11 protein-coding genes and 1 tRNA gene are annotated in these 16,118 nt (G+C 66.9%); 7 read left to right on the forward strand and 5 right to left on the reverse strand.

The annotated features are described in order from the left end of the window. Positions 1 to 932 precede the first annotated feature (932 nt). Entirely contained in the window at positions 933 to 1,772 is an 840-nt protein-coding gene (locus tag ACFOM8_RS08335; RefSeq protein WP_377761013.1) for a hypothetical protein, read from the forward strand. On the opposite strand, the gene ACFOM8_RS08340 is transcribed toward ACFOM8_RS08335, so the two are convergent. Together ACFOM8_RS08340 and ACFOM8_RS08345 are read right to left on the reverse strand one after the other, a co-directional pair. Continuing rightward, on the reverse strand, positions 1,769 to 3,439 hold the full coding sequence (locus tag ACFOM8_RS08340) for a formate--tetrahydrofolate ligase (RefSeq protein ID WP_377761014.1): 1,671 nt from the start codon (positions 3,437 to 3,439) through the stop codon (positions 1,769 to 1,771). The genes ACFOM8_RS08335 and ACFOM8_RS08340 overlap by 4 nt on opposite strands. 66 nt (positions 3,440 to 3,505) lie before the next feature. Further along, the gene (locus ACFOM8_RS08345) at positions 3,506 to 4,093 is read right to left on the reverse strand and encodes a uracil-DNA glycosylase family protein (protein ID WP_377761015.1); all 588 of its coding nucleotides are present in this window, start codon (positions 4,091 to 4,093) and stop codon (positions 3,506 to 3,508) included. A gap of 161 nt (positions 4,094 to 4,254) precedes the next feature. Between ACFOM8_RS08345 and ACFOM8_RS08350 the strand changes: the two genes are divergently transcribed. From ACFOM8_RS08350 to kdsA, 3 genes are read left to right on the forward strand one after another with little or no spacing between them, the layout of a single operon-like run. Then, a complete protein-coding gene (locus ACFOM8_RS08350) occupies positions 4,255 to 4,908 on the forward strand; it encodes an ABC transporter ATP-binding protein (protein WP_377761016.1) in 654 nt (217 codons plus the stop codon). Further along, a complete protein-coding gene (locus ACFOM8_RS08355; protein WP_377761017.1) occupies positions 4,892 to 6,643 on the forward strand; it encodes a capsule biosynthesis protein in 1,752 nt (583 codons plus the stop codon). Before ACFOM8_RS08350 ends, ACFOM8_RS08355 begins: the two co-directional genes overlap by 17 nt. After that, positions 6,640 to 7,482: a 3-deoxy-8-phosphooctulonate synthase gene (gene kdsA / locus ACFOM8_RS08360; RefSeq protein ID WP_377761018.1), complete on the forward strand. Its 843-nt coding sequence runs from the start codon at positions 6,640 to 6,642 to the stop codon at positions 7,480 to 7,482. The genes ACFOM8_RS08355 and kdsA overlap by 4 nt, the downstream gene beginning before the upstream one ends. Here the strand turns inward: kdsA and ACFOM8_RS08365 are convergent. Then, on the reverse strand, positions 7,479 to 8,654 hold the full coding sequence (locus tag ACFOM8_RS08365) for a BaiN/RdsA family NAD(P)/FAD-dependent oxidoreductase (protein ID WP_377761019.1): 1,176 nt from the start codon (positions 8,652 to 8,654) through the stop codon (positions 7,479 to 7,481). The two genes, kdsA and ACFOM8_RS08365, sit on opposite strands and share 4 nt — an antisense overlap. 94 nt (positions 8,655 to 8,748) lie before the next feature. Here ACFOM8_RS08365 and ACFOM8_RS08370 point away from each other — a divergent pair. Further along, a tRNA-Gln gene (locus ACFOM8_RS08370) sits at positions 8,749 to 8,823 on the forward strand. A gap of 32 nt (positions 8,824 to 8,855) precedes the next feature. Here ACFOM8_RS08370 and ade read toward each other — a convergent pair. Next, the gene (gene ade / locus ACFOM8_RS08375) at positions 8,856 to 10,553 is read right to left on the reverse strand and encodes an adenine deaminase (protein ID WP_377761020.1); all 1,698 of its coding nucleotides are present in this window, start codon (positions 10,551 to 10,553) and stop codon (positions 8,856 to 8,858) included. Between the two features lie 505 nt (positions 10,554 to 11,058). On the opposite strand from ade, the gene ACFOM8_RS08380 reads away from it, so the two are divergent. Continuing rightward, positions 11,059 to 12,000, forward strand: coding sequence for an ornithine cyclodeaminase family protein (locus tag ACFOM8_RS08380; RefSeq protein WP_377761021.1), 942 nt, complete (start codon positions 11,059 to 11,061; stop codon positions 11,998 to 12,000). On the opposite strand, the gene ACFOM8_RS08385 is transcribed toward ACFOM8_RS08380, so the two are convergent. Further along, the gene (locus ACFOM8_RS08385) at positions 12,001 to 12,465 is read right to left on the reverse strand and encodes an Lrp/AsnC family transcriptional regulator (protein ID WP_377761022.1); all 465 of its coding nucleotides are present in this window, start codon (positions 12,463 to 12,465) and stop codon (positions 12,001 to 12,003) included. 110 nt (positions 12,466 to 12,575) lie between these two features. Between ACFOM8_RS08385 and putA the strand changes: the two genes are divergently transcribed. Then, the gene (putA, locus tag ACFOM8_RS08390; RefSeq protein WP_377761023.1) at positions 12,576 to 15,974 is read left to right on the forward strand and encodes a bifunctional proline dehydrogenase/L-glutamate gamma-semialdehyde dehydrogenase PutA; all 3,399 of its coding nucleotides are present in this window, start codon (positions 12,576 to 12,578) and stop codon (positions 15,972 to 15,974) included. Positions 15,975 to 16,118: the final 144 nt, after the last annotated feature.

Genomic DNA, 16,118 nt, shown 5'->3' on the forward strand with positions numbered 1-16,118 from the left:
GTCGGTCTGTTCATGCAACCCAGCTACCATGCTGGATTCACGAGATGAGTCCCTCACAGGATTTGTGCAACAGAGCCCCGGCAAAGTAATCTTGAAGTACCCGGCTATTTGATCAAACCGACGAAATCACGGGGTGCTCGGGTCCCGATTAGGCAAGATGCAAAGGGGGGCGATGTCTGACGATAATCTTTTTCCGGCTTATACCTATTGTTGAAAAATTTCGACGATGCGCCGGACAAGGCAGATCAGGATCTTGCAACGACGGCTGTTTTATATAAACCCCGGAATTATGCTTTAAATATCAAATCGAAAAGACTAGGTGCCTGGCATCTTCGGGATGAACCATCGGCAGGCATATAAACATTGCCAATTCGAAACAGATTGCCGATCAGTCGATCATGCCCAACCTGCTGGATGGTGTTCTATTGCCTCCTTCCCGGGTCGCGCATGATGCCTGACACAGGACCGGCGCATCGACCTTGATGTGATTGGGACGGGCCGGCGCCATGGCGGAACAGCCCGAACAGATCACCGACAGTTGAAGCATGGCACCCCAGGGGTCTTGCCGACCGGCAGCCGCTCTTGATCGCCTACTTTTTTCCTTGCCGGACGCGCACGGCGAGGGGCGGCTTGACGCTGTCTTGACCGGACCGGCGCTCAGGGGCAATCTGGAGACCGTTGCCGAGCGATGTTTTTTTGCGCGTCACAGGAACATGTCCGGGTGGTCATGGTTACGGGTTGCATCCTGGTCGTGCTGCGGGCCTGTCGTCCGCGGTTTTTCCCGCTGCCTTCCACCATCGGTCCCGGAACCGAAATATATGGAATATTTTCAATTCATATTCAACAGTTCGCCGTCGCCCCCTTGCAGCTAATTAATTGCCAAATTCTTAATCGGGGTTTTTAATCGGTGATATGTCTCGGAGGGAAAGCTCATGTCTCGTGACCCCGCCTACAAGCAGTTGCTGACCTTGATCAATGCACGCAGCCAGCAATGGCTGCGCAACCAGATCGAGCTTCTGCCCCTGCTGTCCGAACCGGCTGATCCCCATCTGCCCGATCTGGCCGATATTGCCGTTGCCGCGCATATATGCACCGGCCTGCGCGGCAGCCCGGCACCGCTTCAGACCTTCATCCGCAGCCGCGTCACGCCCGATTTCACGCGTGATTTCATCGCCAGCCTTCGGGAACGGTCCCAGGCCGACTTCCGGTCCGGCGCCGCGCTTCTTTGCCTTTCGCCGCAGGCGGGGACGATGCGGATCAGCTTGCCCGCCATGTCGCCGAGCGAACGCCTGGCCCTGTCCAGCGACCCGAACACCGCTTTTTTTGCCGAGGCCGAGGCGGCTCTGCGCAGCCCGATCCCCGAGGAGCGCCTGACCGAGCAGGACATCGACGGCTATGCCCATGTTCTGATGCTGTGTTACCGTTTCGGGGCCGAGCGTCCGCGCTTTGCCGATGTCCGCACCTATGGCGAGGCCTTTGCGACCTGCCTGCGCCTGGCCGACTGGGCCGCCCGGAAGGGTCTGCTGATGCCCTTGGCGCAGATGTGTTATTGCCTGTGCCTGATCGACCCGGACCACGACGTTGCGCCGCTGCTGGCCGACGTGATCGCAAGCCAGCGCCCGGACGGATCCTTCCCCGCCCGGATCGGCTTCGGCACCGCCGACCAGGATCGGGCGGCGCTGCGCCCGACCCTTGCCGCGCTTGTGGCCCTGCACATGGCCGTTCACCGGCGCTGGCACAATCCCCGGCCAAGCCTGCCGTTGGCGGCCTAGAACAGTCCCTCGATCTGGCCCAGGCCGTTCAGGCCGATGGTTTCGGCTGCCGGATGGCGGGGCAGGCCCGGCATGGTCATGATCTGGCCGCAGATGGCGACGACAAAGCCCGCGCCCGCGTTCAGGCGGACCTCTCGGACCGGGATGACATGGCCTTCCGGCGCGCCGCGCAGGTCGGGGTCGGTCGAAAAGGAATACTGCGTCTTCGCGATGCAGACCGGCAGGCGGCCATGGCCTTGTTCCTCCCACAGATCCAGCTGGGCGCGGATGCCGGGCAGGGCCTCGACATGCGCGGCGCGGTGGATGCGGGTGCAGATCGTTTCGATCTTCTGCCACAAGGGCATCGAGTCGGGGTAAAGGGTGTGGAAATCGGCCTCGCCGCCTTCCACCAGCCCGACGACCTGCCGGGCCAGTTCCTCGGCCCCCGCGCCGCCCTTGGCCCAATGGTGGCACGGGATCGCGGCGGTGCCGTGGCGGGCGCAGTAATCCTGAAGCGCCGCGATCTCGGCGGGGGTGTCGCCCGCGAAGTGATTGACGGCCACCGCCAGCGGCAGGCCGAAGCCGCGCAGGTTTTCGATGTGGCGCCCCAGGTTCGCGCAGCCGCGCGTCACGGCGGCCACATTCTCGGCCGCCAGATCCTCCTTGGCGACGCCGCCGTTCATCTTCAGCGCGCGGATCGTCGCCACCAGCACGGCGGCGGCAGGCGACAGGCCCGCCAGGCGGCACTTGATGTCCAGGAACTTCTCGGCCCCCAGGTCGGCGCCGAAGCCCGCCTCGGTCACGACATAGTCGGACAGGCGCAGCGCGGTATCGGTGGCGATCACGCTGTTGCAGCCATGCGCGATATTGGCGAAGGGGCCGCCATGAACCAGGGCCGGGTTGTTTTCCAGCGTCTGGACCAGGTTCGGCTGCAAGGCGTCGCGCAGCAGCACGGTCATGGCGCCGTCGGCCTTAAGATCGCGGGCCGTGACCGGGCGGCGGTCGCGGCCATAGGCCACGACAATGCGGCCAAGGCGGGCGTGCAGGTCGTCGAGGTCGCGTGCCAGGCACAGGATCGCCATGACTTCGGACGCGACCGTGATGTCGAAGCCCGTCTGGCGCGTGAACCCGTTCGAGGCGCCCCCCAACCCCACGACGATGTCGCGGAGCGCGCGGTCATTCATGTCCATCACGCGCCGCCAGGTGATGCGGCGCGTGTCGATGTCCAGGGCGTTGCCCCAATAAATGTGGTTGTCGATCATTGCGGCCAGCAGATTGTGGGCCGCCGTGATCGCGTGGAAATCGCCGGTGAAGTGGAGGTTCATTTCCTCCATGGGCACGATCTGGGCATGGCCGCCCCCGGCCGCGCCGCCCTTCATGCCGAAATTGGGGCCGAGGCTCGCCTCTCGGATGCAGACGGTGGCGCGCTTGCCGATGCGGTTCAGCGCGTCGCCCAGGCCGACGGTGGTGGTGGTCTTGCCTTCGCCCGCAGGGGTGGGGTTGATGGCCGTCACCAGCACCAGATGGCCGCGCGGCCGGCCGGCCAGTCCGGCCACCGCGTCATGCGCGATCTTGGCCTTGTCCGGCCCGTATCGCAGGATGTCGTTTTCGCCCAGACCCAGCCTGGCGGCGATGTCGGCGATGGGCAGCTTGCGGGCGGCGCGGGCGATCTGGATGTCGGTCGTCATATGGCAGGGCATGGCCCGGCGGGCCTGGCCTGTCAACACGGGGCTTGCGCGGGCCGGACCAAAGGGTCAGTCGTTGCGCACAAGTTCGGCCCGGACAGCGGCGCGCAACTCGGGCAGCAGGCCGGATGCGAACCAGGGGTTGCGTTTCAGCCAGCCGGTGTTGCGCCAGGACGGGTGGGGCAGGGGAAAGACCGCCGGCGCATGTTGGCGCCAGGATGCCACCGCCGCGGTCACGTCCCGCAGGCCAAGATGCCAGCGGATCGCGTGGCCGCCGACCAGCAGCGTCAGCCGGGGGCGCAACCGTTCCATGACCTGCTTGCGCCAGGTCTGCGCGCAAAGCGGCGGCGGGGGCAGATCCGACCCGCGCGCGTCATAGCCCGGAAAGCAAAAGGCCATGGGCACGATGGCGATGCGGTCCAGGTCATAGAAGACGGACGGGTCCACGCCCATCCAGTCGCGCAGCCGGTCGCCGGACCGATCGGTGAAGGGCCGCCCGCTGTGATGCACCCGCATCCCGGGCGCCTGGCCCACCACCAGGATGCGCGCGGCTGGCCGGAACCAGACCACGGGGCGAGGGACGTGGGCGGTGGCCGTGGCGGCAAAGCGTTCCTCGCAAAGGCGGCAGGCGCGGATCGACTGTTCAAGCGGGTTCATGGGGAACAGATAGTGAAAATGCGCCGTGTTTGAAGGGTGACAAACCGGCGCGGGGCAGGCATTACCGCAAGGGGAAAACTGGACAGTCCGCTCGCCCGGGACTAGTGTCGCCTGCGCCGGGCGATCCTGCCCCGAGGGCCGTGCGGCGGCAGGGATGACTGATGCTGGAATTCGACAATGTTTCGAAATCCTTCTGGACGGGAATGCGCCGCAAGGTGATCCTCGATCAGGCTTCGTTCCGGGTCCAGCTTGGCAATTCCCTGGGTATCCTCGCGCCCAACGGCACCGGCAAGACGACGCTGATCAACATGATGTGCGGGCTGGAGAAGCCGGACGAAGGCACGATCCGCCGCACCTGCCGCATTTCCTTTCCCCTGGGCTTCATGGGGGGCGTCGTCACGAAGCATTCCGCGAACGAGAACGCGCGATACATCGCCCGCATCTATGGCCTCGACCCCGATTACGTGTCGGCCTTCACGCGCTGGCTGACGGACATCGACGAATATTTCGACATGCCCGTGGGCACCTATTCGGCGGGAATGCGGCAGCGGTTCACCTTCTCGCTGCTGCTGGCGCTGGAATTCGACATCTACCTGATCGACGAAGGCATGCCGCAGACGACCGACGTGGAATTCAACCGCAAGGCGGGCGCGGTTCTGTATGACCGGCTGAAGACCGCAACCGTGGTGATCGTGTCCCACCAGCCCGCCACGATCGAGAAGTTCTGCCGGTCCGCCGCCATCCTGCGGAACGGACGGCTGTATTCCTTCGAATCCCTTGCTGAGGCGAAACAGTATTATGACTACACCGCCTAAGGTCCGCCGGTATCACGCTTCGGCTGCCGAATCCGTGCGGCCCGACATGGGCGGCGAAGCCGCCTGTCCGGGGGGGCAGCCCTTTTCGGACAGCAGCATCCGCATCTCGGTCCGCAAGAAGGCCGAGCCGCCGGGCACGCCGCCGCAGAACGATGACCGCGAACGCTTCATGCGCACCGATCCGGTCGACGAGGGTTTGTTGTCCCAGGTCAAACCGCCCGATCCGCCCATGCCCGCGTCCGGGACGGACCTGAGCGGGCAGTTGGCGGCGATCCGCGCCGAAAACCTGTCCGAGCGGCAGCTGCGCATCGCCCGCCGGATCGCCGCCCTGCACCAGATCGAGGTCGCCTCGGACGAGGAGGCGGTGCTTCGCCTGCGCCAGCGGGGCATCGACCCTTCGCACCGCGCGGCCCTGGGACAGATCCTGTCCAGCGAGGGCAGCCGCGCGCAGGCCAGGCCGGCGGCGAACACGCCGGCGGTGATGCCGAAAAAGCCCGCCGCGCCCGCGCCCCGCCCGGCAACCGAGGTCGGGCCGGCCAAGCCCGACCTGCCCTCGCGCGAGGTTCTGACCGAGGAAAAGCGCGCGGCCGAGATCTTTCGCATCCAGCGCGACATCGCCAGACGCAGGCGCCGGCGGATGTTCCTGCTGGGGATGCGGCTGCTGGCCTTCGTGATCCTGCCGACCGTCCTGGCGGGCTGGTATTACTTCCGCGTGGCCACGCCGCTTTATGCAACGGTGTCGCAGTTCCGCATCCAGTCGGCGGAAGGGCAGGGGTCTTCGGGCGGCGGCGGATTGGGGGGCCTGCTGTCGGGATCGCAGCTTGCCACCAACACCGACTCTGTCGCGGTGCAAAGCTATCTGACATCGCGCGACGCGATGCTGCGGCTGGACGCGGACAAGGCCTTCCGGGCGGCTTACCAGGATCCCGGCATCGACCCGGTCAAGCGTCTGCCCTCTGACGCCACGAACGAGGCGACGTTCGAGCTTTACAGGAAATCGGTCAAGATCGGCTATGACCCGACCGAGGGGATGATCGACATGGAGGTGATCGCCCCCGATCCCCAGCAAAGCCACGATTTCTCGCTGGCCCTGATCGCCTATGCCGAAGATCAGGTGGACCAGATGACCTCGCGCCTGCGCGACGACCAGATGGAGGGCGCGATCGCCATTTATCAGGATGCCGAATCCAAGGTGCTGGCGGCGCAGCGCCGCGTGCAGGAATTGCAGCAAACGCTGGGCGTCCTGGATCCGGTGGCGGAAGGGACGGTGGTGATGAACCAGGTTTCGGCGCTTGAAACGCAGCTTGCGACCAAGCGGCTGGAACTGGGACAGGTGCTGTCCAACCCGCAACCCCTGCAAAGCCGCGTGGCTGCCCTGCGCGGCGACATCACCCGGCTGGAGGAGATGATCGCCGAGACGCGCACACAGCTGACCGAAGGCGACGGCAAACGCAATTCGCTGGCGCTGATCTCGGGCGAGCTGCGGATCGCGGAAAGCGACCTCCTGACGCGCCAGGGCCTGCTGGCAACGGCGGCGGCGCAGATGGAGGCCGCGCGGATCGAGGCCAACAAGCAGGTCCGCTATCTGTCGCTGTCCGTCGCCCCCGTGCCGCCGGACGAGGCGACCTATCCCAAGGCCTTCCAGAATACGCTGGTGGCCTTTCTGATCTTTTCGGGTATCTATCTGATGCTGTCGCTGACAGCCTCTATCCTTCGTGAACAGGTATCCACATGACCCCGCCCAAGCATATCCGCATCCGCGATCTTTCCTGCGGCAACGATCTACCCCTGGTGGTCATCGCCGGACCCTGCCAGCTGGAAACGCTGGACCACGCCCTGATGATCGGGGAACGGATGGCGGAAGCCTGCGCCAAGGCCGGGGCGGGCTTTGTCTTCAAGGCCAGCTATGACAAGGCGAACCGCACCTCGTTGAAGGGCCGCCGCGGGATCGGGATCGAGGAAGGCCTGCAAATCCTGTCGATGGTCCGCGAACGGCTCGGCTGCCCGGTGCTGACCGACGTCCATGACGCCGAACAGGCCGTCCAGGCGGCGCAGGCTGTGGACGTGATCCAGATCCCGGCCTTTTTGTCGCGCCAGACCGACCTGCTGCTGGAGGCGGGACGGACAGGCGCGGTGGTCAACATCAAGAAGGGTCAGTTCCTGGCACCTTGGGACATGCCGAACGTGGCCGACAAGGTGGCCTCGACCGGCAACGACAAGATCCTGCTGACCGAACGCGGCGCCAGCTTCGGCTACAACACGCTGGTGGCCGACATGCGGTCGCTGCCGATCATGGCGCGGACCGGCTATCCGGTGATCATGGACGCGACCCATTCAGTGCAGCAGCCGGGCGGGCAGGGCGGATCCTCGGGTGGGCAGCGCGAATTCGCGCCGGTGATGGCGCGCGCGGCCGTGGCGCTTGGCGTGGCGGGCGTCTTCATCGAGACGCATGAGGATCCGGACCGCGCCCCGTCGGATGGTCCGAACATGATACCGCTGGAGCGGATGCCCGCCCTGGTGGAATCGCTGATGGCCTTCGACCGGCTGGCCAAGGCCAATCCCGTGATGGGCTAGGCGGCGCGGCCTGCCGCATCCGCCGATGCCCAAGCCCATTGAAAGTTGTATCCGCCCAGCCAGCCCGTGACATCGACGCATTCACCGATAAAGAACAATCCCGGGACTTTGCGGGCCTGCATGGTCCGCGCATCCAGGTCCCGGGTGTCGATGCCGCCCAGCGTCACCTCGGCCGTGCGATAGCCTTCGGTGCCGACGGGGCGGATCTGCCAGCGGTTGATCCGCGCCCCAAGCGCCTCCAGCCGTGCATTGGGCTGGTCGGCCAGCCGGGCCTGCGCCAGACCCATGTCCTCGGCGATGGCGGTGGCAAGACGCGCGGGCAGGGTACGGCCAAGGGCCGAGGCGACATTGACCCGGCCCGCTTGTCCGCGGGCAGTCTTCAGCTCTGCCGCGATGTCGCGGCCGGGCGCAAGGTCGATTTGCAGGCTTTCGCCTTCCTGCCAAAAGCTGGAGATTTGCAGGATCACCGGCCCGCTGAGCCCGCGATGCGTGAACAGCAGCGCATCCCGGAACCGGCCGCAGCCGTGGCGGATCTCGGCCTCGACCGAGACACCGGCCAGCGGACGGCACAAGGCCAGTTCCTGTTCGGCAAAGGTCAGGGGCACCAGGGCGGCGCGGGTCTCGACCAGGCGCAGGCCGAACCGGGCGGCGATGTCATAGGCGATGCCGGTCGCGCCGATTTTCGGGATGGACTTGCCGCCGGTGGCCACCACCACCTGGCTTGCCCCGATTGTTCCGCCCGAGGTTTCGACGACAAAGCCCGTGCCGTCATGCCGGATTCGGTGCAGGGCGGTCTGCATCCGCAGCGCGGCGCCCTTCATCCGGTCCAGCAGCATCCGGGTGATCTGCGTCGCCTTGCCGTCGCAAAAAAGCTGTCCTTGCGTTTTTTCGTGCCAGGTGATCCCCGCCCGGTCCACCAGTCCCAGGAAATCGGCGGCGGTATAGCGCGAGAGCGCGCTGGCCGCGAAACGCGGGTTGCGCGACAAAAAGCGATCCGGCGCCGTCGCGAGGTTGGTGAAATTGCACCGTCCTCCGCCCGAAATGCGGATCTTCTCGCCCGGCTCGCGGGCATGATCCAGCACCACCACACGCCGGCCCTGCCGCAGGGCCGAGCCCGCGCAGAACAACCCCGCCGCCCCGGCGCCCAATATCAGCAGATCGACCTGTTCCATGGGGGCCGCATAAAGTGCCGCCGCCAGACAGACAAGTTTTGTGATTTTTCGGCTTGCACCCCCGCGCGGCCTTGGCTATTCACCCTCCCACAGTTGGGGCGTGGCCAAGTGGTAAGGCATCGGTTTTTGGTACCGTGTACCGTAGGTTCGAATCCTACCGCCCCAGCCAATATCATCTAGATCATTGTTTTTGCAGGCTTTTCAGCCCGAGATGATTTCGAACCGCGTCACATCCACCATGCCGCGGTCGGTGATCTTCAGGGCGGGGATGACCGGCAGCGCCAGAAAGGCCAATTGCAGGAAGGGCTCCTCCAGCGTGACGCCCAGGCCTTTCGCGGCCTCGCGCAGCAGGATCAGGCGGTCGCGAACGGCTTCGAACGGGTCGAGGCTCATCAGGCCGGCGATGGGAAGGGGCAGTTCCGCCAGAATCCTGCCGCCTTCGGCCACGACGAAGCCGCCCTCGATCTGCGACAGGCGGTTCGCGGCCAGGGCCATGTCGTCGTAACCGATCCCTGCCACGGCGATGTTGTGGTGGTCGTGGCAAACGGTCGAGGCGATTGCGCCGCGCCGGAGGCCGAAGCCTTGGACAAAGCCCGTGGCGATGTTGCCGTTCCTGCCATGGCGCTCGATCACCGCGATCCGGGCCAGATCGCGCGACGGATCGGGGCGCTTGTCGCCGTCCTCGGGCGCGATGTCGTGGGTCAGGTGGTCGGTGATGATCTTGCCTTCGACAATGCCGATCACGGGCGTGTCGCGCCGATTGCCGGGGCAGCGGAAGTTCTGCGCCGCGATGGGGGGCGCCTTGACCGAATGGCGGCCGATGGGGGCCAGGTCGCCGCGCCCGGCAAAGGCCGCATCATCCACCACGCGCCCGCCGCACAGGACCAGCCGCGCCCGGCAGCTGTCCAGGCTGTCCAGCGCCACGATGTCGGCGCGCAGGCCCGGCGCGATCAGCCCGCGGTCCTTCAGCCCGAAGGCCTCGGCCGCCGACAGCGATGCCGCGCGATAGACCGCCAGCACGGGGCTGCCGCGCCGGATCAGCTCGCGGATCATGTGGTCCAGATGGCCGTGTTCGGCGATGTCCAGCGGGTTGCGGTCGTCCGTGCACAGGCACATGTAGGGCGCGGTCACATCGGTCAGCACCGGCTGCAAGGCCGCCAGATCCTTGCTGACGGACCCCTCGCGGATCAGCACGCGCATACCCTTGCGCAGCTTTTCCAGGGCCTCGGCGGCGGTGGTCGCCTCGTGTTCCGTGCGGATTCCCGCCGCGACATAGGCCGACAGGTCGCGTCCCGACAATTGCGGGCAATGGCCGTCGATGTGGCCGCCCGCGAACAGCCGCAGCTTGGCCATGGCCGAAGGATCGCGGTGGATCACGCCGGGATAGTTCATGAACTCGGCCAGCCCGACGGCCGAAGGATGGCCCATGACGGCGCGCAGATCCTCGGCCTCGATCCGCGCGCCCGACGTTTCCATCTCGGTCGAGGGAACGCAGGAGGACAGCTGCACCCGCAGATCCATCAGCGTGCGCTCGCTCGCCTGCTGGAACCAGCGGATGCCGTCCAGGCCGATGACGTTGGCGATCTCGTGGGGGTCGCAGATGGCGGTGGTGATGCCGCGCGGCGTGACGCAGCGGTCGAATTCGAAGGGCGTGACCAGGCTGCTTTCGACATGCAGATGCGTGTCGATGAAACCCGGCACCAGCGTCAGGCCGGTCACCTCGACAACCTGGCGGGCTTCGTAGTCCGCGCCCAGGCCGACGATGCGGTCGCCGCAGATGGCCACGTCGCCCGCGATCATCGTGCCGGTGATCAGGTCGAAGACCCGCCCGCCCCGCAGCACCAGGTCGGCGGGTTCATCGCCACGGGCTTGCGCAATGCGCCGTTCCAGATCGTCCATGGGGCCTCCGTCCGTTTGCGTCAGAAGACCTGACACAAGGCGCGGCGTCCAGAGGGTCATGGGAAATGGCCCATACGGAGAAATTCGGATCCCGGGCTTCTGCCTCCGCAGCGCGCAGGTCCGGCACCGACGCCATGGACGATGAGAATCCCGTTTTCTGTCGGACAGCCATGTCGTCGTCCCGGTGCGGGCACTCGTTGCCACGGCGTCCAGGGAACGACGCGACCGGTGCGGCGCGGTGCTGATGGCCGGGGCGGTGTCGAAAGGCGCGCGGCATTGGCGGGTCTGGTGGAGGGCGGATCATCACCCTTTCCAAGCCGATCCAAACCGGCTAGATCACCCCGAGAAGTCCTTACAACATGCGGCACGCTTTGCGGCACGGAACGAAAAGCCGCACCTTCCCAATCGTTGGACAGGCACAGATGTGGCAGGTGCGATGACGGACACCCGCTCCGCCATGGTTCCCGTGCCCGCCTTTCCGTGATCCGCCAGAAGATGGTGTCCGATGAGCCGCGACGGTTGCGCAATTCCCTTCATCACCCATGACGATGCCGCAGGACGGTTGGACTGGCCGGGCGCCGTCCAGGCGCTGCGGGCCGGGCACCTGCTTCCCAGGGCCGAGATCGCGGACGCGTTTCTTGGCCCCTCGACGGCCACGATGATGACCCGGTCGGCATTCATCGACGGCCTGGGCTATGGCGCGAAGCCCTTCACGGTGTTCGACGGCAATGCGGCGCGGGGCCTGCCCACCGTGCAGGGGGCGATGCTGGTCTTTGACAGGAACAACGGCCGCCTGCGGGCGATCGTCGAAAGCGGGCTGGTGACGGCCTACAAGACGGCGGCGGACTCGGTGCTGGGGGCCAGCCTGCTGGCCAGGCCCGGCAGCCGGCGCCTGCTGATCGTGGGCGCGGGCGCGGTGGCGGCCAGCCTGGTCCACGCTTATGCGGCGGTCCTGCCGGGGATCGAGCAGGTGACGGTCTGGGCGCGCCGCCCCGAGCAGGCGCAGGCCCTGCTGGACGGCGTCGACAGCGCGGCCCGCCTGGTTGTCGCGACCGACCTGCAAGCGGCCGTGGGCCAGGCCGACATCATCGCCACCACCACCATGGCCCGCGACCCCGTGATCCGGGGCGATTGGGTGCGTCCCGGCACCCATGTGGACCTGATCGGCGCCTACAAGGCCGACATGCGGGAAGCCGACGACGCGCTGATGGCCCGGGGGGCGCTGTTCGTGGACAGCCGGGAAACCACTGCTCATATCGGCGAGCTGCTGATGCCCCTGGCCTCGGGCGCGATCACGCCCGCCAGCATCGGGGGCGATCTTTACGACCTCGTGCGGCCCGGCGCGCGCGGGCGGCAGTCGGACGATCAGGTCACCGTCTTCAAGAACGGCGGCGGCGCGCATCTGGATCTGATGATCGCGTCCTGGATCATCGACCGGCTGGCGTGATCAGCCGAAGGTGAAGTTCTGCTCCACCACCGCCTCCATCGAGACATAGCTCGACGTGTTGCTGATATGGGGCAGCCCCGAGATCTTTTCGGCCATGATGCGCCGGAAATCGGCCATGTCGCGCGAGCGGACCTTGATCAGGTAATCGAAGCCGCCCGCGATCATGTAGCATTCCTCGATCTCGGGAATGGCGCGGACTGCGGCGTTGAACTGTTGCAGCGCGGCTTCGCGCGTGTCGCTCATGCTGACCTCGACATAGGTCACATGGGTCAGGCCCAGTCTCACGGGCGACAGGATCGCGCGGTATCCGGTGATCAGGCCGATCTCCTCCAGGTGCCTGATGCGCAGGGCGACGGGGGTCTTGGACAGACCCACCTTGCGGGCCAGTTCCGCGACCGAGATGCGGGCGTTGCGGGTCAGTTCGGCCAAAATCTTCTGGTCCAGGGCATCAAGCTTGGCATTCATCCTGAAAACGTCCCGCGAAATGTTCCATCGAACCAGAAAGCCCGATGTTTTCAGGCGCACCGCCTGCCGGAACTATGATAAACACGTCCGATCAGTCAAGGAGTCAGGCCATGTCTTCCGTCAGCCCCAGCGTCTTTTCCACCCAGGCCAAGTTTGCTGACGAGGCGCGGCTTCTGGAACGCCTTGTCGCGCAGGCCGCCCTGTCGCCCGATGCCCGCGCCGTCATCACCGCCCGCGCCGCCGATCTGGTGCGTCGCATCCGGGCCGAGGCGCGCCCCTCGCTGATGGAGCATTTCCTGGCCGAGTACGGGCTGTCCACCCGTGAAGGCGTGGCCCTGATGTGCCTGGCCGAGGCGATGCTGCGCGTGCCCGACAAGATCACCATCGACGCCCTGATCGAGGACAAGATCGCCCCGTCCGACTGGGGCAGGCACCTGGGCGAGGCCTCGTCCAGTCTTGTCAACGCCTCGACCTGGGCTCTGATGCTGACGGGCAAGGTTCTGGACGACGACCAGGCGGGCACCCTGCGCCGCATGGTCCGCCGGTTGGGGGAACCTGTGATCCGCACCGCCGTGGGACGCGCGATGAAGGAGATGGGCCGCCAGTTCGTGCTGGGCCAGACCATCGCCGATGCCCTGGACCGGGCGAAGACCCGCGAAAAGCAGGGCTTCACCTACAGCTATGACATGCTGGGCGAGGCGGCGATGACGGCGGCTGATGCCGCGCGCTACGACCGCGCCTACGGCGACGCCATCGCGGCCATCGCCAAGGCCTGCGACAAGGGGTCGGTCGAACGGAACCCCGGCATCTCGATCAAGCTGTCGGCGCTGCACCCCCGCTACGAGGTCGCGCAGGAGGCCCGCGTGATGCGCGAGCTGGTGCCGGTGGTGCTGCGGCTGGCCCAGCAGGCCAAGGCCGCGAACATGGGCATGAACATCGACGCCGAGGAGCAGGACCGCCTGGTTCTGTCGCTGAAGGTGATCGAGGCGGTGCTGTCCAACCCCTCGCTGGCCGGGTGGGACGGGTTTGGCGTGGTGGTGCAGGCCTATGGCAAGCGCGCGGGCCAGACCATCGACTGGCTTTACGAAACTGCGCGGCGGCTGGACCGGCGGATCATGGTGCGGCTTGTCAAGGGCGCCTATTGGGACAGCGAGGTCAAGCGCGCCCAGGTCGAAGGCCATCCGGGCTTTCCCCTGTTCACCAGCAAGACCGGCACGGATGTCAGCTATATCGCCAATGCCCGCAAGCTGATCGGCTACGGCGACCGCATCTATCCGCAGTTCGCCACCCACAACGCCCATACCGTCGCCGCGATCCTAGAGATGGCGGGCGACATCCGCTTCGAATTCCAGCGCCTGCACGGCATGGGCGAACGCCTGCACGACATCGTGCTGCGCGAAACGGCGGGCCGCTGCCGCATCTATGCCCCCGTGGGGGCGCATCGCGACCTGCTGGCCTATCTGGTGCGGCGCCTGCTGGAAAACGGCGCCAACAGCAGCTTCGTGAACCAGATCGTCGATGAAAGCGTCAGCCCCGAGGAGGTCGCGCGCGACCCCTTCGACGCGCTGGCGACCGCCAAGGCCCCGGCCTCGCTGCTGGCGCCGGCCGATCTTTACGGCGCCTCGCGCCGGAACTCGGCCGGGTTCGACCTGTCGGACGAACAGACGCTGGCCCGGATCAACGCCGCCCGCGACGTGGCCATTCCCGACGCGGCGCCGCTGACGGTCCGCGAACCCTCGGGCACGGTGCAGGACGTGACGAACCCCGCCACGGGCGGCAAGATCGCCTCTGTGACGATGGCGGATGCCGCCACCGCCGCCCGCGCCATCGACGATGCGCGCCCCTGGGACGCGCCCGCCGCCGAGCGCGCCGCCGTGCTGCGCCGCGCCGCCGATCTTTACGAGGAAAACTTCGGCCCGATCTTCGGCATCCTGGCGAAGGAAGCCGGCAAGACGCTGGCCGACGCCGTGGCCGAACTGCGCGAGGCCGTGGACTTCCTGCGCTACTACGCGGCCGAGGGCGAGACGAACCCCGGCGCCCCACGCGGCATCATCGGCGCGATCAGCCCGTGGAACTTCCCCTTGGCGATCTTCACCGGCCAGATCGCGGCGGCGCTGATGGCGGGCAACGCGGTGATCGCCAAGCCCGCCGAGGCGACCCCGATCATCGCCGCCCTGGGCGTCAGGCTGCTGCACCAGGCGGGCGTGCCCGTCTCGGCGCTGCAACTGCTGCCGGGACGCGGCAGCGTGGTTGGATCGGCGCTGACAGCCGATCAACGCGTCAAGGGCGTGGTCTTCACCGGCTCGACCGCGACGGCCCAGACCATCGCCAAGAACATGGCCGAGGCCCTGACCCCCGGCACGCCGCTCATCGCGGAAACCGGCGGGCTGAACGCGATGATCGTGGACAGCACGGCCCTCCCCGAACAGGCCGTGCGCGACATCGTGAACGGCGCTTTCCGGTCGGCTGGCCAGCGTTGCTCTGCCCTGCGCTGCCTTTATGTGCAGGAAGACATCGCCCCCCACGTCATCGAGATGATCAAGGGCGCCATGGACGAACTGGTTGTGGGCGACCCCTGGGATCTGGCGACCGATGTCGGGCCGGTGATCGACAGCACGGCGTGCGACGACATCGCGGGCTATGTCGCCGCGAACGGCAACCGCGTCATTCACAAGCTGCCGGTGCCCGCGCAAGGCACCTTCGTGCCCCCGACCATGCTGCGCGTGGCGGGCATCAACGATCTGGAACGCGAGGTCTTCGGCCCCGTGCTGCATGTCGCGACCTTCAAGGGCAACCAGCTGGACCAGGTGGTGGCCGACATCAACGCGCGCGGCTTCGGCCTGACCTTCGGCCTGCACACCCGCATCGACTCGCGCGTGCAGGAGGTCAGCGACGCCATCCATGTGGGCAACATCTATGTCAACCGCAACCAGATCGGCGCGGTGGTGGGCAGCCAGCCCTTCGGAGGCGAGGGGCTGTCGGGCACCGGTCCCAAGGCGGGCGGCCCCCGCTATGTGCCGCGCTTCTTCGCGCCGCAAGCGCCTGCGACGGCGGGTGGCGACTGGCGGGGACAGGCCGACGAGGGGCGCATCCGCGCCCAGTTGGCCGCCCATGTGTCGCGCAAGATCGACGAACGCCTGATGCCCGGCCCGACCGGAGAGCTGAACCGCCTGACCGCCCATACCCGTCCGCCGGTCCTCTGCCTCGGCCCCGGGGCCGAGACCGTGACGGCCCAGGTCGCCGCCGTCGCGGCGCTTGGCGGCGATGCGGTTGCCGCGGACGGCCCCCTGCCGCCCGAAGCCTTGACCCGTCTGCCCGCCATGGCCGCCGTTCTTTGGTGGGGCGACGAGGCGGAGGGCCGCGCCTATGCCCAAGCTCTCGCCGCACGGGAAGGCGAGATCGTGCAACTGGTCACCGGATTGCCCGACCTGGCGCATGTGGCCCATGAACGTCATCTTTGCGTGGACACCACTGCGGCAGGCGGAAACGCGGCGTTGCTGGCGGGCTGAGGACATGGCTGCCGCGGAGGCGCTTTCCTGACCTGCGCGGCCAGGGAACCGCCTTTGCCTTGGCTGTTCCGCCAGCAGAACCGAGCTGCCTGCCGGACATCGGACAGACCGGAAGCTGTCGGGCCTGTACCGGCAGCAAGGCGC

It is taken from the genome of Paracoccus angustae (assembly GCF_042648745.1).
GTDB lineage: Bacteria > Pseudomonadota > Alphaproteobacteria > Rhodobacterales > Rhodobacteraceae > Paracoccus > Paracoccus angustae.